Origin of the sequence: Streptomyces sp. NPDC001904 (assembly GCF_040297005.1) — a bacterium.
Taxonomy (GTDB): Bacteria; Actinomycetota; Actinomycetes; order Streptomycetales; family Streptomycetaceae; genus Streptomyces.
Window position 1 is genome coordinate 135,358 of the sequence record NZ_JBEOYI010000005.1, and the last position, 18,346, is coordinate 153,703.

Annotated in this window: 16 protein-coding genes; 6 read left to right on the forward strand and 10 right to left on the reverse strand. The window is 70.9% G+C overall.

Annotation, left to right across the window (positions count from 1 at the left end; all coding sequences use genetic code 11):
- The first annotated feature begins 59 nt into the window (after positions 1 to 59).
- The gene (locus ABT127_RS09985) at positions 60 to 2,423 is read left to right on the forward strand and encodes an ATP-binding cassette domain-containing protein (RefSeq protein ID WP_351446509.1); all 2,364 of its coding nucleotides are present in this window, start codon (positions 60 to 62) and stop codon (positions 2,421 to 2,423) included.
- Here ABT127_RS09985 and ABT127_RS09990 read toward each other — a convergent pair.
- The 4 genes from ABT127_RS09990 to ABT127_RS10005 form a co-directional block, all read right to left on the reverse strand.
- Complete coding sequence (locus ABT127_RS09990; protein WP_351446511.1) at positions 2,399 to 3,916, reverse strand: acyl-CoA synthetase; 1,518 nt, start codon at positions 3,914 to 3,916, stop codon at positions 2,399 to 2,401. The genes ABT127_RS09985 and ABT127_RS09990 overlap by 25 nt on opposite strands.
- Before the next feature lie 126 nt (positions 3,917 to 4,042).
- Positions 4,043 to 4,789: a succinate dehydrogenase/fumarate reductase iron-sulfur subunit gene (locus tag ABT127_RS09995; protein WP_351446513.1), complete on the reverse strand. Its 747-nt coding sequence runs from the start codon at positions 4,787 to 4,789 to the stop codon at positions 4,043 to 4,045.
- Positions 4,786 to 6,744 carry a fumarate reductase/succinate dehydrogenase flavoprotein subunit gene (locus ABT127_RS10000; protein ID WP_351446514.1) on the reverse strand — a complete coding sequence of 653 codons (1,959 nt, stop codon included), beginning with the start codon at positions 6,742 to 6,744 and terminating at the stop codon, positions 4,786 to 4,788. Before ABT127_RS10000 ends, ABT127_RS09995 begins: the two co-directional genes overlap by 4 nt.
- Before the next feature lie 6 nt (positions 6,745 to 6,750).
- On the reverse strand, positions 6,751 to 7,422 hold the full coding sequence (locus tag ABT127_RS10005) for a succinate dehydrogenase (RefSeq protein WP_351447216.1): 672 nt from the start codon (positions 7,420 to 7,422) through the stop codon (positions 6,751 to 6,753).
- A 132-nt stretch (positions 7,423 to 7,554) separates the two neighbouring features.
- Between ABT127_RS10005 and ABT127_RS10010 the strand changes: the two genes are divergently transcribed.
- Positions 7,555 to 8,469, forward strand: a complete 915-nt coding sequence (locus ABT127_RS10010) for a LysR family transcriptional regulator (protein WP_351446516.1) — start codon at positions 7,555 to 7,557, stop codon at positions 8,467 to 8,469.
- 28 nt (positions 8,470 to 8,497) lie between these two features.
- Here the strand turns inward: ABT127_RS10010 and ABT127_RS10015 are convergent, their stop codons facing one another.
- The 4 genes from ABT127_RS10015 to ABT127_RS10030 all read right to left on the reverse strand — a co-directional run bounded on the left by ABT127_RS10015 (position 8,498) and on the right by ABT127_RS10030 (position 13,465).
- Positions 8,498 to 9,208 carry a VOC family protein gene (locus ABT127_RS10015; RefSeq protein WP_351446518.1) on the reverse strand — a complete coding sequence of 237 codons (711 nt, stop codon included), beginning with the start codon at positions 9,206 to 9,208 and terminating at the stop codon, positions 8,498 to 8,500.
- A 4-nt stretch (positions 9,209 to 9,212) separates the two neighbouring features.
- A complete protein-coding gene (locus ABT127_RS10020; protein ID WP_351446520.1) occupies positions 9,213 to 11,360 on the reverse strand; it encodes a putative bifunctional diguanylate cyclase/phosphodiesterase in 2,148 nt (715 codons plus the stop codon).
- The gene (locus tag ABT127_RS10025) at positions 11,357 to 12,181 is read right to left on the reverse strand and encodes an SAM-dependent methyltransferase (protein WP_351446522.1); all 825 of its coding nucleotides are present in this window, start codon (positions 12,179 to 12,181) and stop codon (positions 11,357 to 11,359) included. Before ABT127_RS10025 ends, ABT127_RS10020 begins: the two co-directional genes overlap by 4 nt.
- Before the next feature lie 330 nt (positions 12,182 to 12,511).
- Positions 12,512 to 13,465 (reverse strand): SCO0930 family lipoprotein, encoded by a 954-nt coding sequence (locus ABT127_RS10030; RefSeq protein WP_351447219.1) that lies wholly within the window; start codon positions 13,463 to 13,465, stop codon positions 12,512 to 12,514.
- Between the two features lie 221 nt (positions 13,466 to 13,686).
- Here ABT127_RS10030 and ABT127_RS10035 point away from each other — a divergent pair, with 221 nt between their 5' ends.
- The 3 genes from ABT127_RS10035 (at position 13,687) to ABT127_RS10045 (ending at position 15,777) form a co-directional block, all read left to right on the forward strand.
- Complete coding sequence (locus ABT127_RS10035; RefSeq protein ID WP_351446524.1) at positions 13,687 to 14,316, forward strand: hypothetical protein; 630 nt, start codon at positions 13,687 to 13,689, stop codon at positions 14,314 to 14,316.
- Between the two features lie 20 nt (positions 14,317 to 14,336).
- Complete coding sequence (locus tag ABT127_RS10040; protein ID WP_351446526.1) at positions 14,337 to 15,098, forward strand: bestrophin-like domain; 762 nt, start codon at positions 14,337 to 14,339, stop codon at positions 15,096 to 15,098.
- Positions 15,099 to 15,267: 169 nt separating this feature from the next.
- Positions 15,268 to 15,777: a hypothetical protein gene (locus tag ABT127_RS10045; protein WP_351446528.1), complete on the forward strand. Its 510-nt coding sequence runs from the start codon at positions 15,268 to 15,270 to the stop codon at positions 15,775 to 15,777.
- Between the two features lie 120 nt (positions 15,778 to 15,897).
- Here ABT127_RS10045 and ABT127_RS10050 read toward each other — a convergent pair whose 3' ends face one another.
- Complete coding sequence (locus ABT127_RS10050; protein ID WP_351446530.1) at positions 15,898 to 16,389, reverse strand: hypothetical protein; 492 nt, start codon at positions 16,387 to 16,389, stop codon at positions 15,898 to 15,900.
- Positions 16,390 to 16,737: 348 nt separating this feature from the next.
- Here ABT127_RS10050 and ABT127_RS10055 point away from each other — a divergent pair, with 348 nt between their 5' ends.
- Complete coding sequence (locus ABT127_RS10055; protein ID WP_351446532.1) at positions 16,738 to 17,397, forward strand: class F sortase; 660 nt, start codon at positions 16,738 to 16,740, stop codon at positions 17,395 to 17,397.
- Between the two features lie 37 nt (positions 17,398 to 17,434).
- Here the strand turns inward: ABT127_RS10055 and ABT127_RS10060 are convergent, their stop codons facing one another.
- The gene (locus tag ABT127_RS10060; protein WP_351446534.1) at positions 17,435 to 18,289 is read right to left on the reverse strand and encodes a polysaccharide deacetylase family protein; all 855 of its coding nucleotides are present in this window, start codon (positions 18,287 to 18,289) and stop codon (positions 17,435 to 17,437) included.
- Positions 18,290 to 18,346 lie beyond the last annotated feature (57 nt).

Below are 18,346 nucleotides of genomic sequence, written 5' to 3' on the forward strand. Positions count from 1 at the left end.
GGTGGGTGGATCATGGAGGACGACGAAGAGTGACCTCCGCCCGACCGGGAGCCCGCCCCATGCACCACCCCGCCCCGTCCGACCCGCGCCACGACGGCTTCGTGCGGGTGCGCGGCGCCCGTGAGCACAACCTCAAGGGTGTCGACGTCGACGTCCCCCGGGACGTCCTCGCGGTCTTCACCGGGGTGTCCGGCTCGGGCAAGTCGTCCCTGGCCTTCGGAACGATCTACGCGGAGGCGCAGCGCCGCTACTTCGAGTCGGTCGCCCCGTACGCGCGCCGCCTCATCCATCAGGTCGGCGCGCCGAAGGTCGGCGAGATCAGCGGACTGCCGCCCGCCGTGTCGCTCCAGCAGAGCCGTTCCGCGCCGACGTCCCGGTCCTCGGTCGGCACGGTCACCACGCTCTCGAACTCGCTGCGGATGCTGTTCTCGCGGGCCGGCGACTATCCGCCGGGCGCCGCGCGGCTGGACTCGGACGCGTTCTCGCCGAACACGGCGGCCGGCGCCTGCCCGGAGTGCCACGGCCTGGGCCGGGTCCACCGCACCACGGAGAAGCTCCTGGTCCCCGACCCGGCGCTGTCGATCCGCGAGGGCGCGATCGCGGCCTGGCCCGGCGCCTGGCAGGGCAAGAACCTGCGGGACATCCTCGAGGCGCTCGGCTACGCGGTGGACCGGCCCTGGCGGGAGCTGACGCAGGAGGACCGGGACTGGATCCTGTTCACGGACGAGCAGCCGGTGGTGACCGTGCACCCGGTACGGGACGCCGACCGCATCCAACGCCCTTACCAGGGCACGTACATGAGCGCGAACCGGTACGTGCTGAAGACGTTCTCGGACTCCAAGAGCAAGTCGCTGCGGGCGAAGGCGGAGACGTTCCTGCACAGCACGCCGTGCCCGGTGTGCGGCGGGGCGCGGCTGCGGCCCGAATCGCTGGCGGTGACGTTCGCGGGGCACGACGTCGCGGAGCTGGCCCGGCTGCCGCTGACGGAGCTGGCCGCGGTCCTGGACACGCCCGCCCCCTCCGAGACCGCGCGCGTCCTCACCGAGGATCTGCGCGCCCGCATCGGCACGGTCACCGAACTCGGGCTCGGCTATCTGAGCCTGGACCGCGCCACCCCCACGCTCTCGGCGGGCGAGCTGCAACGGCTCCGGCTCGCCACGCAGTTGAGGTCGGGGCTCTTCGGTGTCGTCTACGTCCTCGACGAGCCGTCGGCGGGTCTGCACCCGGCCGACACCGAGTCGCTGCTGACGGTCCTGGACCGGCTGAAGGCGGCCGGCAACTCCGTCTTCGTCGTCGAGCACCATCTGGACGTGATGCGGCACGCGGACTGGCTGGTGGATGTGGGTCCGCTGGCCGGCGAGCACGGCGGCGAGGTGCTGCACAGCGGTCCGGTGGCCGTGCTGAAGGGGGTCGGGGGTTCGGCGACGGCGCGCTTCCTCTTCGACGATTCTCCGCTGACCGCTCGTCAGACCCGCACGCCACGGGGCTGGTTCACGCTCGGTCCGGTGACCCGGCACAATCTGCGGGACGTGACGGCCGAGGTCCCGCTCGGCGCGTTCACGGCCGTCACCGGCGTCTCGGGGTCCGGCAAGTCGACGCTGATCGGCGAGATCACGGAGGACCGGGAGGGGGTGGGACGGCTCGTGGTCGTGGACCAGAAACCGATCGGGCGGACACCGCGCTCCAACCTCGCCACCTACACCGGCCTGTTCGACGTCGTACGCAAGGTGTTCGCGGCCACCGACGAGGCGAAGGTCCGCGGCTACGGCGTGGGCCGGTTCTCCTTCAACGTCGCGGGCGGACGCTGCGAGACCTGTCAGGGCGAGGGATTCGTCAGCGTCGAACTCCTCTTCCTGCCGAGCACGTACGCGCCCTGCCCGACCTGCGGGGGCGCCCGGTACAACGAGGAGACGCTCCAGGTCACGTACCGGGGGCTGACCATCGCCGACGTCCTCGACCTGACCGTGGAGTCGGCGGCCGCGTTCTTCGCCGAGGACCCCGCGGCGACCGCCGTGGAGCGCAGTCTGCGCACGCTCCTCGACGTCGGTCTCGGTTATCTCCGGCTCGGCCAGCCCGCGACCGAGCTGTCCGGCGGCGAGGCCCAGCGCATCAAGCTGGCCGGCGAGTTGCAGCGGGTACGCCGCGGCCACACCCTGTACCTCCTGGACGAGCCGACCACCGGACTGCACCCGGCCGATGTGGAGGTACTGCTGCGGCAGCTGAACGGGCTCGTCGACGCGGGGCACTCCGTGGTGGTCGTGGAGCACGACATGGCGGTCGTCGCGGGCGCGGACTGGGTGATCGACATGGGCCCCGGCGGCGGGGACGCGGGCGGCCGGGTCGTCGCCGCGGGGCCGCCCGCCGCGGTGGCCGCTCGCCCCGAGAGCCGCACCGCCCCCTATCTCGCGCGTCTGCTGCCCTGACGGAGCCGGCCCTTGGCCAGCTTCCCGGTGGGCGTGCGCGGCAGCGAAGCGACGAACTCGACGTCCCTGGGCACCTTGTAGTGCGCCATGCGGTCACGGACGTACGCGATCAGGACGTTCGCCGTCTCCGGCCCCGCCTCGGCGCCTTCGGCCAGTTCGACGTACGCGCGTACCGACTCCCCCATCTCCTCGTCCGGCACCCCGACGACGGCCACGTCGGCGACTGCCGGGTGCAGGACGAGACAGTCCTCGATCTCCTGCGGATAGATGTTGACCCCACCCGAGATGATCATGAACGCCTTGCGGTCGGTGAGGAAGAGGTAGCCGTCCTCGTCGACATGGCCGATGTCCCCTGTGGTGGTCCACGCCGGGTGCTCGGGGTGCTGGGCCTCGCGGGTGCGGTCGTCGTCGCGGTGGTAGCGGAACGGGAGTTCGTCGCGCTCGAAGTAGACGGTGCCGGTCTCCCCTGGCGGCAGGACCTTCCCCTCCTCGTCGCAGATCCTCAACTCGCCGAGGAGACCGGCGCGTCCGACGGAACCCGGCTTGCTCAGCCACTCGTCCGGGCCGATGAACGTGATCCCGTTACCCTCGGTGGACGAGTAGTACTCGTACAGGACGGGTCCCCACCACTCCATCATCCGTCGCTTCACCTCCACAGGACAGGGCGCCGCCGCGTGCACGGCCACCTTCATCGAGGAGGTGTCGTACCGCTCGCGGACGGCGTCGGGCAGTTTCAGCATCCGGACGAACATGGTCGGCACCCACTGGCTGTGGGTGACCCGATGACGCTCGATGGCCGCCAACGCCCCTTGCGCGTCGAAGGAGTTCATCAGGACGACGGTGCCGCCGGTCGCGGTGATCGTGCCGCAGAAGCGCAGTGGCGCCGCGTGGTAGAGCGGTGCGGGGCAGAGATAGACCGTCGTCTCGTCGAAGCCGTACATCGGCTGGAAGAGGAGCTGCACCGTGGACGGCTCGGTGCGGACGTCGCCCTCCGGCAGGGCGGGTTCGACGCCTTTGGGGCGGCCGGTGGTCCCGGACGAGTAGAGCATGTCGGTGCCGCGCGGCTGCACCTCGGGCGGTTCGGCGGACGCGGCGCGCAGCGCGGCGTCGTAGGTGCCGTCGTCCAGACCGAGCACGTGGGTGACGCCGGGCGACAACGCGGCCACGGCCGAGCCGAGTTCGCTCAGGGGGCCGGAGACGACGAGGGCGCTCGCCCCGCAGTCGCGCACGATGTAGGCGGCTTCGTCGGCGGTGAGATGGTGGTTGACGGCCGTGAGGTAGAGGCCGGAGCGCATCGCGGCCCAGTAGACCTCCAGGGCGCGCGGCTCGTTGCCGCAGAGCAGGGCGAGATGGTCGCCCCGGCGCAGTCCGCGCGTGCGCAGGTGGTCGGCGAGGCGCAGCGAGTTCTCCTCCAGCTCGCCGTAGGTCAGAGTGGTGTCGCCGTCGGCCGTGACGACGGCCGGCCTGGCTCGGTCGTACGTTCCCGGATACATGGAGGGGACGGTACCGCGCACAGGTGACGCTGCGTCAGACCCCGGAACGCGATGACGGGACCGGGAGAGCACCTGCTCCCGGTCCCGCCCACCCCGCGCTGTTCGCGGGACGTGTGAGGGTGCGGCTCAGCGGCTGACCTTGCGGTTCGCGCGCAGCCACTCCTTGTTCATGCTCGTGATGGAGAACAGCGGGATGCCCTTGGGGCAGGCCGTCGCGCACTCGCCGGTGAGCGTGCAGCCGCCGAAGCCCTCGTCGTCCATCTGCGCCACCATGTCCAGGACGCGGGTCTCGCGCTCGGGGGCGCCCTGCGGCAGGACGTTCAGGTGGTTGACCTTGGCGGAGGTGAAGAGCATGGCCGCGCCGTTCGGGCAGGCGGCCACGCAGGCGCCGCAGCCGATGCACTCGGCATGCTCGAAGGCGAAGTCCGCGTCCGGCTTGGGCACGGGCGTGGCGTGCGCCTCGGGGGCCGTGCCGGTCGGGGCGGTGATGTAGCCGCCGGCCTGGATGATCCGGTCGAAGGCGGTGCGGTCGACGACCAGGTCCTTGATGACCGGGAAGGCGGAGGCGCGCCAGGGCTCGATGTCGATCGTGTCGCCGTCCTCGAACGACCGCATGTGCAGCTGGCAGGTGGTGGTGCGCTCGGGACCGTGGGCGTCGCCGTTGATGACGAGCGAACAGGCGCCGCAGATGCCCTCGCGGCAGTCGTGGTCGAAGGCGACGGGATCCTCGCCGCGCACGATCAGTTCCTCGTTGAGGGTGTCGAGCATCTCCAGGAACGACATGTCCTGGCTGATCCCGTCCACCTCGTACGTGGACATGGCGCCTTCGGCGTCGGCGTTCTTCTGGCGCCAGACGCGCAGGGTGAGCTTCATGCGTAGCTCCGCTGAGTGGGGTGGACGTACTCGAAGACCAGGTCTTCCTTGTGCAGGGTGGGGGCTTCGCCGGTGCCGGTGAACTCCCAGGCGGCCGCGTAGGAGAACTCCTCGTCGACGCGGGCCGCCTCGCCGTCGGGGGTCTGCGACTCCTCGCGGAAGTGGCCGCCGCAGGACTCGGCGCGGTGCAGCGCGTCGAGGCACATCAGCTCGGCCAGCTCCAGGTAGTCGACGATGCGGTTCGCCTTCTCCAGGGACTGGTTGAACTCCTCGCCGACGCCGGGCACCTTGATGCGGCGCCAGAACTCCTCGCGGATCTGCGGGATCCGGTCGAGGGCCTTGCGCAGGCCCTCGTCGGTGCGGGCCATGCCGCAGAACTCCCACATGAGTTCGCCGAGTTCGCGGTGGAAGGAGTCCGGGGTGCGGTCGCCGTCGACGGACAGCAGCAGGTTCAGCCGGTCCTCCGTCTCGGCGACGACCTCCTGCACGTCCGGGTGATCGGCGCTCACCTCGTCGTGGTGCGGGTTCTTCGCGAGATAGTCGTTGATCGTGGCCGGGAGGACGAAGTAGCCGTCGGCGAGGCCCTGCATCAGCGCGGAGGCGCCGAGGCGGTTGGCCCCGTGGTCGGAGAAGTTCGCCTCGCCGATCGCGAACAGGCCCGGGACGGTGGTCGACAGGTCGTAGTCGACCCACAGACCGCCCATCGTGTAGTGCACGGCCGGGTAGATCCGCATGGGCACCTGGTACGGATCCTCGTCGGTGATCCGCTGGTACATGTCGAAGAGGTTGCCGTACTTGGCCTCGACGGCCTTGCGGCCCATCCGCTGGACGGCGTCGGCGAAGTCCAGGTAGACGCCCTGTCCGCCGGGTCCCACGCCCCTGCCCTCGTCGCACACGTTCTTGGCGGCGCGGGAGGCGATGTCACGCGGCACGAGGTTGCCGAACGAGGGGTAGATGCGCTCCAGGTAGTAGTCGCGCTCGTCCTCGGGGATCCGGTTCGCGGGCCGGTCGTCGCCCTTGGCCTTCGGGACCCAGATGCGGCCGTCGTTGCGGAGCGACTCGCTCATCAGGGTCAGCTTCGACTGGTGGTCGCCGGTGCGCGGGATGCAGGTGGGGTGGATCTGGGTGAAGCAGGGGTTGGCGAAGTACGCGCCGCGCCGGTGCGCCCGCCAGATCGCCGTGGCGTTGGAGTTCATCGCGTTCGTCGACAGGTAGAAGACGTTGCCGTAGCCGCCGGAGGCGAGCACGACGGCGTCCGCGAAGTACGTGTCGATCTTTCCGGTGACGAGGTCCCGCGCGACGATGCCGCGCGCCTTCCCGTCCACGATCACGAGGTCGAGCATCTCGGTACGGGGGTGCAGCTCGATGTTGCCCGCGGCGACCTGGCGGCTGAGTGCCTGGTAGGCGCCGAGGAGGAGCTGCTGGCCCGTCTGGCCGCGCGCGTAGAACGTGCGGGAGACCTGCACACCGCCGAAGGAGCGGTTGTCGAGCAGTCCGCCGTACTCGCGGGCGAACGGCACGCCCTGCGCCACGCACTGGTCGATGATCTCGACGGAGATCTGCGCGAGACGGTGCACGTTCGACTCGCGGGCGCGGAAGTCGCCGCCCTTGACCGTGTCGTAGAAGAGGCGGTGCACGGAGTCGCCGTCGTTGCGGTAGTTCTTCGCGGCGTTGATGCCGCCCTGCGCGGCGACGGAGTGGGCGCGGCGCGGCGAGTCCTGGAAGCAGAACTGCACGACGTGGTAGCCCTGCTCGGCGAGCGTCGCGCCGGCCGAGCCGCCCGCGAGGCCGGTGCCCACGACGATGACGGTGTGCTTGCGGCGGTTGGCGGGGTTGACCAGCTTGGCCTCGAAGCGCCGGGTGTCCCAGCGCTCGTGCACGGGTCCGCCCGGCGCCTTGCCGTCGACGACGGGTTCACCGGTGGAGTAGTCGGTGTACTCACGGGACGAGGTCATGATTGTTCAGCTCACCAATCCGGTCATGACGCCCACGGGCACGGCGATGAAACCGAGCGTGAGAGTTGCGGCGAGGACGTTGCCGACGGTCTTCAGGACGCGGTCACGGGTACGGCTGCCGACACCGAGGGTCTGCGCGGCGCTCCAGAACCCGTGCTGGATGTGCAGGCCGAGGGCGAGCATCGCGACGATGTAGATGACGTTGCCGTACCAGGTCGAGAACGTATCGATGATGTTCTGGTACGGGTGCAGGTGCTGGTATCCGCCGGGGTGCACGGTGCCGGTCGTCAGGTCGAGGATGTGCCAGACGATGAACAGACCGAGGATGATGCCGCCCCAGCGCATGGTGCGCGTGGCGTAACTGGCGCTCGGCTTCTTGTGCACGTACTTGCTGGGGCGCGCCTTGATGTCGCGGCGGCTGAGCTGGTACGCGGACGTGGCGTGTGCCACCACGGCGACGATCAGCACGATGCGCGCGATCCACAGGCCCCACTCGTAGTGCAGGACCGGGCCGCCCATGGTGCGCAGCCAGCGCGCGTAGTGGTTGATCTCCTCGGGGCCGAAGAAGATCTTGAGGTTTCCGATCATGTGGGCGACCAGGTAGAGCAGCATCACGATGCCGCTGACCGCCATCACGGTCTTCTTCCCGACGGAGCTGTCCCACACCGTGCGTGCCATGGACGGTCGTCGGTCCGTCCGCGTTGCCAGAGCCATGTCACAAGACGGTAGGGCCCGAAGACCCGATCGGTCCAAGACATGGTCCAGCTCATTTCCATAGGACACGCCTATCGTGGCGGTACAGTGGCCGGTATGCAGTTCCAGCAGCTCCAGTACTTCGTCGCGGTCGCGGAGACCCGGCACTTCACCCGCGCCGCCGAGCTGGTGCACGTCGCCCAGCCGTCACTGTCGCAGCAGATCAGGGCGCTGGAGCGGGAGCTGGGGGCCGATCTCTTCCAGCGGGCGCGCGGCAACATCACGCTCACGGACGCCGGGGAGGCACTGCTGCCGCTGGCCCGGCGGATCCTGGCCGACGCCGACACCGCCCGCCACGAGGTGCAGGAGCTGGCACAGCTGCGGCGGGGCCGGGTGCGGCTCGGGGCGACGCCGTCCCTGTGCACGGGCCTGCTCCCGGACGTGCTGCGCGCCTTCCACGACCGCTATCCGGGGATCCAGCTGCTGATCGAGGAGGGCGGCTCGCTCGACCTCGTACGGGAGCTGGCCCGCGGGGCGCTCGATCTGGCCCTGGTCGTACTGCCGCTTCCGGCGCCGGCGCCCGCGCTGACCACCGTGGAGCTGCTGCGCGAGGAGCTGGTCGTGGTGTCGTCGCCGAGCGCGCCGCGGCCGGGGCGCGGGCGGCGGTCCGTGCGCATCGCCGACCTGGAGGGCGAGCGGCTCGTCATGTTCCGGCACGGCTACGACCTGCGGGAGCTGACCGTCACGGCGTGCCGGGCCGAGGGGTTCGAGCCGGACTTCGCGGTGGAGGGCGGGGAGATGGACGCGGTGCTGGGGTTCGTGCGGGCCGGGCTGGGGGTCGCCGTGGTGCCGTCGATGGTGGCGATGCGGCCCGGGTCCGACCTCCGGGTCACGCCGCTGTCCCGCCCCGGCCTGCACCGCACCATCGCCCTGGCCCACCGCTCGGACGTCGCGCCACCGCGGGCTGCGCGGGAGCTTCAGGGGATGCTGGTGGAGCGGGGTGGGGGTGACAGCGGCTCGTCACCCGGCTGACGGTCGGTGGGGGCTGGGCGCAGCCCCCCTACGGCGTACGGTCCGTCAAGCAGTACAGGCCCCCGAAGGGATCCCGCAGCACCGACCAGCTGCGACCCTCCCGCACCGGCACACCCCCGGCCGCGACATGCCACCCCCGCACCCGCGCCCGATCGGCGGTCGCGAGATCCAGGTGAGCCGACGCAGGCGCGTCGGAGTCCAGCCGTTGGAGGAGCAACTGGATCGGGGCCGACTTCAGCAGGCGGAACTCCGGGCTGCGGCACGGCACTTCGGGCCATCCGGTCAGCGCCGCCCAGAAATCGACCTCGGCCGCGTACACCCCCGGCGCGGTGTCCAGGCACACCTGATCGAGCCGCCCGGACTCCTCGGCCCCGGCGGGCACCACGGACTCCCCCAGCCACGACACCAGGCAGAACAGATGCCCGGCGGGTGAGCGGAGCACCGCCAGACCCTCCTCGGAGAAGACGAGTTCAGCCCCGAGGGAGAGCGCCCGCGCCGCCTCGCCCGGCACGTCCTCCACCGCGAGATCGAGGTGCGCCCCGCCCGGCCCGTCCGCGACCCCCTGCACCTTGACGTACGGGTCGCCCTCACCCTCGTACGGCACCAGGGTCGCGAACTGCCCACGTTCACCGCGCAGTTCGGACCGGCGCGTCCCCGTCACCCGCGCCCAGAAGTCGCAGGCCGCACCGAACTCCGCGTACGGACGGTCGATGAACACGTACGTCCAGCGGACGGTCACCGGATCACCCCGTGGCGTCGGCGAGCGCCAGCTCGTGCAGGCGGTCCGGCGGGCCCGGACGGGCGTAGTACCAGCCCTGGGCCGTGTCGCAGCCGAGTTCCCTGAGCTGCTCGGCCTGGGCGCCGGTCTCCACGCCCTCGACCGTGACCGCGAGATCCAGGCTGTGGGCGAGCGAGACGATGCCCTCGACTATCTTCAGGTCGACCGGGTCGGCGGGGAACTGCTGCATCCCCTGGGTGAAGGAACGGTCCAGCTTGAGCACGTTGACCGGGAGACGGCGCAGGTTCGCGAGGTTCGAGTAGCCGGTGCCGAAGTCGTCCAGCGCTATGTCGACGCCCATCTCCGAAAGGCGCCGGAGCGGCTTGAGCAGGTCGTCGTCGGCGCCGATCAGCGCCGATTCGGTGACTTCGAGACAGAGCGCGCCGGGTTCGAGGCCGGAGCGTTCCAGGATGTCGACCGTGTCGGAGACGAGCCCGGGGTGCGTGAGCTGCTTCGGCGAGAGGTTGACGTTGATGCGCAGCGGGCCCGCGTCCTCGTGCCGGTCCTGCCAGACGCAGGCCTGGCGGACCGATTCCTCCAGGACCCAGCGGCCGAGCGGCACGATGAGCCCGGTGTGCTCGGCGAGCGGGATGAAGCGGTCGGGGCCGAGGACGCCGTGCTGCGGGTGCAGCCAGCGGACCAGTGCCTCGGCGCCGCGGACGCTGCCGTCGCCGAGGTGGACCAGCGGCTGGTACTCGATGAAGAACTCACCGCGGTCCAGGGCGGCGGGGAGCGCCGTCGTCAGACCGTGCCGGGTGATGGCGCGGGCGTCGGCCTCGGGGTCGGCCAGCTCGTAGCGGTTGCCGCCGGCCGACTTGGCCCGGTACATCGTGATGTCGGCGCTGCGCAGCACCTCGGCGGGGCTGCGGTCGGCGGCCGGGCCCTCGACGATGCCGATCGAGCCGCGCACCGTCAGCTCGCGGCCGTCGATGCGGATCGGGGTGGCCAGCGCGTTCATGATGCGGCCGGCGAGTTCGTCGACCTCGGTCTGCGTGTCGGGGCCCGTGGTCAGCGCCACGAACTCGTCGCCGCCGAGCCGGGCCACCATCTCGCCGCGCTTGGTGGCACAGGCCTGGAGCCGGTCGGCGACCTCGACGAGGAGCCGGTCGCCGACCGCGTGGCCGAGACTGTCGTTGATGGTCTTGAAGCCGTCGAGGTCGAGGTAGCACAGGCCGAACCGCCGGCCCTCGCCCGCGCCGAGCACCTTCTCCAGGCGCTCGAAGAACAGGGTGCGGTTGGGCAGTCCGGTCAGCGCGTCGTGCGTGGCCTCGTAGCGCAGCCGCAGGTTCAGCAGGCGGCGCTCCGTCGTGTCCTCCATCAGCGCCAGCTGGTACTGCGGTTCGCCGTCCTTGTCGCGCAGCAGCGACATGGTCAGGTTGGTCCACAGTGCCGTGCCGTCGGGGCGGTAGAACGCCTTCTCCACCCGGTAGTGCTCACGGTCTCCGCGCACCAGCTCCTGGTAGAGGTGCCAGACCTGCGGGGCGTCGTCGGGGTGGGTCCAGTCGCGGAGGTTGCGGCCGCGCAGCGTGCCCTCGCTGCCGCCGAACATGCGCACCAGCGCGTCGTTCACCTCGAGGACCGTGCCGTCGAGCGCGGCGATGGCGATGCCGATCGCGGCGCCGTGGAACACCGCGCGGAACCGGGCCTCGCTCGCGTGCAGGGCTTCGGCGACGGCGCTGCGCGCGTTCAGCGCGGCCCGCGAGATGGCCTCCTGCTCCGCGAGGGTGCGCTCGCGCAGCGCGGCGGCGAAACCGGCGGCGACGGCGTGCTGGATGCGGGCGCAGCGGGCCCGCAGATCGTCCTCGCGCTCAGGTGTGTCCGCCTCTTCGCCGCAGTACAGGACGAGATAGGAGTCGACCACGCCGAGGGTGCGGCTGAGCGCCTCGGGGTCGGTGCAGTGCGCGTCCACGAGCGCGGCCCCCACGGCCTGCCCCTGGGCCGCGTTCAGCGTGCGCGCGGCCAGCGCCGCCCGCAGCTCGCGGGCCAGCGGGACGAGTTCCTCCTCGAACTCCGGCCTGGTCAGGGACGTCGCCGTCACCGGGAAGATGGCCCGGCTCCAGATCGTGGCGAACCTGCGCAGTCTGTCTTCCGGTCCGCCCGGCTCTTCGCTCACGCCTTGCGCCCCACTCCCACATAGCCCGCGAATGTGTACGGATCCGCGTCCTCGATGTCCTGCGGCGCGTTCTCCGGCCGCCATTCCGGTATCGGGACGATGCCGGGGTCGACCACCTCGTACCCCTTGAAGAACCGTGCGATCTCCTCACGGTTCCGCATGATCAGTGGATTGCGGACATCGTTCCGGTAGACGTCGACCGCGCCGCCGGCCTCTTCCGTCGGTATGGGCATTCCCTCATAGGAGGCATGCGTCACGATCAACAGGCTGCCGGGTGCGAGCGCCTCGCTGAGTTCGGCCACCGCGCCGTACGGGTCGTCGGCGTCCTCGATGAAGTGCAGTACGGCGACCAGGAGCAGTGCCACCGGACGCTCCAGGTCGAGGAGGTCACCGACCTCGGCGCTGTGCAGGATCTCCCGCGGGCCGCGCAGATCGGCCGCGAGCACGGCGGTGTCGGGGTTGCTCTCCAGGACGGCCCTGCTGTGCGCGACGGCGACGGGGTCGTGGTCGACGTAGACGACGCGGGCGCCCGGCCGGGCCCGCTGGGCCACCTCGTGCACATTGCCGAAGGTGGGGATGCCCGAGCCGATGTCGAGGAACTGGCTCACGCCCTGGTCCGCGGCGTAGCGCACCGCCCGCCGCATGAACGCCCGGTTCGCCTGCATGATCTTGGGCAGGCCCGGCAGGAACTCCATGGCCTTGCGGGCGGCTTCCCGGTCGACCTCGAAGTTGTGCGAACCGCCCAGGTAGTAGTCGTAGATCCGGGACACACTGGGCACCGTGATGTCAATGCCCTGCGGGGCCCAGGCAGGACGCTCCATCAATCTCTCCAAGGCGTAGGCGATCCGGTGTTCGAGGCGAGGCTACTGATCAACCGACAAAGGAGCGAGCCAAAACGGAAATTGACCATCCGTTCTCGGTCACTACCTGCGGCACAGACCATTTGGCGGCGATCCGAAACCACCCCGAAACCATCTCTTTCCCAACCGAAAAGAACCGGTCCGTTCCCCCCGCATGACCATCACTTGGCCGCGTGGGAACGGACCGGCGATTCGCCAAATCCTTGACGACTCTACTGTGAGCCGCGCGCCGGACGCACCGGCCCCTCCTGGGTTGTTACCGGGCTCACCGCCCGGCGCGTCACCCGTGGATCACTTCGGCGCGCCCACCGGCTTTCCCTCCGGAGAGGCCGCGTACCAGGTGCCGCCGACGCCCTGGCCATTGGTGTCCCCCGGCTTCTTGTCACCCGAGAACGTGTAGACAGGCCAGCAGTTCAGCGTCTGCTGCTTGCTGCCGTCGGGCCTGGTGAAGGACATGAATCCCTTCAGGGGAATGTTCTTGGTGTCGTTCTTGCCGACCGGTTCGACGGCGGGCCACTTCGTGGCGCACGCGCCCACGCAGTTGGACTTGATGGGCCACGCGGAGTCCTTGAGGAAGCGGTAGACGGTCATGCCGTTCTTGTCGACGACGATCTCGCCCAGCTTCGGATCGTTGCGGGTGGACAGGCCCTTCAGGTCCGCCGGGGCGGCGGCGGCCGGGCTCGCCTTCTTGCCGTCGGGGGCGGCCGCGAACCAGACGCCGCCCACGCCCTGCCCCTTGGCGTCGCCGGGAGCGGTGTCCATCGCGTACCGGTAGACCGGCCAGCCGGCGACGGTGAGCTGCTTCGTGCCGTCCGCCGCGGTCACCGAGCCGATCAGCGAGGAGTCGACCCCGGTGGCGGCCTTGGCGCCGCTCGCGGGCACCGCGGGCCAGGTCTTCAGGCAGGCCTCGTCACAGTTCGACTTGGGCGGCTTCGCGGTGTCCTTGTCGAAGCGGTAGAGCGTCATCCCGGCGCTGTCGGTGAGGACCTTGCCGAGCTTCTTGCTGTCCCACGCGGCGAGTTGACCGGCCGGCTCGGCCTTGGCCGCCGGGCTCGCGGAGCCGTCGCCCGAGGAGCCGTACGCGTCGGAGCCGCCGGATCCGTAACCGCCCTGCGCCCGGGACGCGTTGCCCACGTTCTGCCCGGTCGTGCTCTGGGCGCCCTTGTCCTGACCGCACGCCGTCGTCAGCGCCAGCAAGGCCGCACCTGTCGCTACGAGCGAGGCGCTCCGCCAGGAGGTCTTCATCATCAACTCCCGCTGATTGCTTGGGTGTTGTGCGATCCCGGTCGGGTTCGCACATGGCCCTAGTTACGGGCGGCGGTGCCCCGCGCGTTCAACGCGCGACAAGATTTCTCCCGGACCCCCTCGTGGGGCGCGCAAACCAGAAGTGCTCCCACACCCCTCCTTCGGGGCAATCCGCGCCGATCACGGCGTGCCGGAGCGCGCCGGTGCTCATGCTCTCGGTCGTGCATCGAACCCAGCGGGCCGGACGCCGTTCCTCCGGCCTGGTCCCACGCGCCCTCGCGGCGCTGCTCACCGCCTGGCTGTGCGGCGTGCCCGCCGCGGCGGCATCGGCCCTCGCCCCGTCCGACAGCTGCGCCTACGCGTCCGTCGACGGCGGCGCGCAGGGCGGCGCCGTGGCGGTCTCCGGCGACGGCGGCTTCTGCAGCGCGGGCCCCAGTACGCCCCCGCCGAAGAAGCCCACGCCCAAGCCCACGCCCAAACCGCCGCCCAAGCCCACACCCAAACCCACACCCAAGCCGCCACCACCCCCTCCCCCTCCCCCGTCGCCGCCACCGCCGGCGCCCGAACCGACACCGGAACCGCCGCGCGCGACCCCGGCGCCGCCTCCGCCACCGAAGCCGACCCCCACACCGACACCGACGCCCACCCCCACCCCCACCCCCACCCCGACGCCCACCGAGAGCCCCACCCCGAAGCCGACCCCGACCCCGACTCCGACGCCCGTGAAGTACCCGGCCTACCGCCCCGCGGTCCACCGCGCTCCGCCCCAGAGCGGTCCGTCCCTGGTCACGCTCACCCTGCTCATCACCGCACCCGCGGTGCTCGCGGTCGCGGCCCTGCGCCCCCGCTGACTTCTTTCGTGAGGTAAACGATGTCGGAATGGCTTGTTCTCGCCCTCGCGATGGTCGCCGTGTGCGCCATCGTGCTCGCCGTCCAGGTCCTGCAACAGCGCAGAATCGGCGACGACGACGATCCGTCCGAGACCCCGGACGTGATCGAGTACATGACGATGATGATCGGCGTGGTCTACGCGATCGTCCTGGGTCTGGCCATCGCGGGCGTCTGGGAGGCCCGCAGCGCCGCCCAGGACCACGTCCGCAACGAGGCGCAGGCACTGCACGAGATCCACGAACGCGTCCGGGTCTACCCGGCCGGCGTCCGGGACCGGATCCGCGCGGACGTCGACGCATATGTCAGCCATGTCGTGACCACCGAGTGGCACACCATGCGCACCAAGGGCGAGCTGACCGACCGGGGCTCCCAGCTGCTCGACAAGGTCCGGTACGACGTCACCGACTACGTGCCGAAGAACGACTTCGAGGCCCAGGCCTACCAGCCGCTGCTCGACCAGGTGACCGCCGCCGACGACGCCCGCAACGCCCGCGCCGACTCCACCGGCGCCACCATGCCGGGCGTGGTCTGGTTCGGGCTCGTCATCGGCGCCCTGGTCACCATCGGCATGATCTTCGCGCTGCAGATCCGCCGCACGCCCCGCGAGCTGATCCTCGCCGGCCTGTTCTCCGCGCTGATCGCGTTCCTGCTCTTCCTCATCTGGGACTTCGACGCGCCCTACAGCCGCGGGGTGGCGGCGACGGCCGCGCCGTTCCTGATGCTGTTCCCCGGCGCAGGGTGACGCCGACGGGCCGCCGTGTCCCCTGTCCGGCCCACACGGATGCCCCGTTCGTACGACACCGATCGCGCCCATAAGGGGGTGTCCCTAGCGTTTCGGGCATCGAGGTGCTTGTCCCAAGCGAGCGGAACCGGTCCGCAGCTGCTCCTCGTGGACCCGGAGGAACTCCATCATGACCGCGATACGCACCGCTTCCGCAGCCGCGCTCGGCCTCACCGCCGTCCTGCTCGCCGCCCCCGCGGCGATGGCGGGCGACAACGACTCGTTCCAGGTCAGCGTCGCGCCCACGACCATCGCCGCGGGCGGTCAGGTCACGCTCTACGCGAGCGGGTGCAGCGACATCACCACCGTGTCGGCCGGGATCTTCGACACGGTCACGATCGACAGCGGCAGCGGGCAGAAGACCGCGACCGTCGACTGGGACGCCAAGCAGGCCGCCCTGTACACCGTGAAGTTCGAGTGCAAGGGCGGTCCGAGCCGCAGCGTGGACCTGACCATCGCGTCGGGCAGACAGAACAATCCGCAGCCACTGCCCGTGCCGCACGGGGTGAAGGCGGGAGTCGGCGGCAGCTTCGCCGGGTTCGATCTGCACGAGATCGGTCTCGGCGCGGCACTGATCGTGGGCGCGATGGGCGGCGCGTACTACTTCTCGCGTCGGCGCACCGGCGAGGGCGACGCCTGACGGACCTCGAGAGGGCCGGTGCCCCGAAGACCGCTCGGTCCTCGGCGTACCGGCCCTCTCACGTGCACGGGCCCCGCGAAGGGGGGTCGGGGCCCGCCGTCCCGGGGGTGTCCCGCGGCCCTACGCCTTGCCCTCCGCGCGTCGGCGCATCCAGAACACGCCGCCGCCGATCAGCGCCGAGGCGACGAGGGCCCCGCCGATCGCCATGTCGGTCGGGGTGGCGCCGGTCTGGGTCGAGCCGCCGAGGCCACCGCGGACACCGCCGTGGATGACGGTGAAGGCCGCGGGTCTCATCAGCGGGGCGCCCTGGCAGCTGACGCTCACGTCGTGCGCACCGACCGTGGCGTCGTGCTTGATGGTCGCCGTCCCGCTGGCCATGCTGCCGCCCGGGACCTGGCTGAGGCTGATCGTGCCGAAGGCGTCCGACGACGCCGTGCTGTTCGTCTGGCACTTGGTCCCGTCGACCGACACGGTCACTTCGCCACCGCGCGGGACGACGCTGGGCGAGACGGAGAGGTTGGTCGGGTCCTCCCAGGCCGACGCGGCGGGGGCGGCGAGTCCGACGGCGAGGACCGCGGCGGCGGACACCGCCAGGGCACGGGTGGTACGCATGGAAATCCTCCGCGGAAGACGTCCCCGGGGAACGGTCCCCGGGACTTTCGGCGAGAACGCCTCCCAGACGAACCCTCAGATGCCGTGCGCAGAGCCGCATTTCGGGAATCGGCCGTCCTGGTGAGGCGACACACCGTGAGAATTCCGTAAAGACGGTTATCACCGCAGGTCACGGACCGTCAGAAATTTCCTGGAAGCGGCGACTCGGATGGCTCACCGGGCCTCTGAGCTGCGATGTCGGGGCCACCCGTTCGCCCTTGCCCCGTCGCTGGGCAGGCGCCGCCGACTTAGCGTGCTGATACGCGCAACGGATTCGGTCTCGCCGCCGATTCCAGAGGGGATGAGCGAATGTCCGACGCAATCCTTGAAGAGGAGGAGCAGCCGAGAAAGCGCGCCCCATGGGGCGTGATGGCGCTGGTCCTGCTCACCGGTCTCGCCCTGATCCGCAATGGTTCGGGGGAATTCGACATCGGTCCGCCACAGCCCGCCTCGGCCGCCGCCGCGGACAGCCGTACGCCGGTCTGGGCCACCTCGAAGGCGCCCGATCCGCTGCCGTTCTCCGCGGTCGACCGGGTGCGCATCCCGGCGATCCAGGTGGACGCGCCGGTGATGCCGGTCGGTCTCGACGCCGAGGGCTGGGTGGACGCGCCGCCGCCGCAGGACCCGAATCTGGCGGGCTGGTTCTCGGGCGCGGTGTCCCCCGGGGAGAAGGGCACGGCCGTCGTCGTCGGGCACGTCGACAACATGCAGGGCCCGGCGGTCTTCTACGGTCTCGGCTCCCTGAAGAAGGGAAACCACGTCGAGGTGAAGCGGAAGGACGGGAAGACGGCCGTGTTCAAGATCTACGGAATCGAGGTCTTCGAGAAGTCCGCCTTCCCCGGGAAGAAGGTGTACGGCTCGACCGGCGCCCCGGAGCTGCGGGTCATCACCTGCGGCGGCGGCTTCTCCAAGCAGCACGGCTACGACGGGAACGTCGTGGTCTTCGCCCGCCTGGTGTCCGTGCGCTGAGCGCACGGCCCCGGCGGGCGCCCGGCCGCGGTCCGGGTCAGACGGGGCGGCGCGGCGGCACGGTGAGGCGGTAGCCGTCGTCGAGCAGTGCGGGCAGGTACTCGCGCAGCGCGGCGACGCTCTGCGACCGGTTGCCGCCGGCGTCGTGGTTGAGGACGACGACGCCGGGGGCCGCGCCGGCCAGCACCCGGGAGACGATGGTGCCGGTGCCGGGCGTGTTCCAGTCCAGGGTGTCGACGGTCCAGGCGAGGGGCTCCATGCCGAGTTCGGCGCCGAGCCGGAAGGCGGCCCGGTTCCAGGCGCCGTAGGGGGCGCGGAACCAGGCGGGCGGCTCGCCGACGGCGTCCTCGACGACCTCGCAGGTCCGCTCGATCTCGGGGCGCATCCCCGAGCGGGTCATCCGGGTCAGCAGCGGATGTGTCCAGGTGTGGTTGCCGATGACGTGCCCGTCGTCGGCCATCTCGCGCAGCAGGTCCTTGTTGTCCACGGCCATCTCGCCGCACACGAAGAACATCGCCCGGACGTCGTGCTTGCGCAGGGTGCGCAGGATGTCGGGGGTGTAGCGGGGGTCGGGCCCGTCGTCGAAGGTGAGCACCATGGCCCGCTCGCCGCGGCCGAAGTCCCAGCTGAGGATGGGCTGGTGACGGGCCTTCAGCGGAGTGCGGGCGGTGCGCTGCGGACCGTATCCGGTGAGCGGTCTGAGCCGGTACGCGGACGGCTTCAGGGCGCGGGCAGCGGGCGGGCCGCCGGCGGCGGGCGCCGGGCTCGGGCTCGCCCCCGGCGGCGGGCCGGCCGGGTCGGCGGCGGCGCAGCCGGTGAGGGCGGCCAGTCCGACGGCGGTGAATCCGCGCAGCAACGTCCGGCGTCCGGGCGTGATCTGATGGTTGGTCATGTCTCATCCGTCGCACGGTGCCGGGGGCACCGCGCACACCACCACCGGATGAGACCT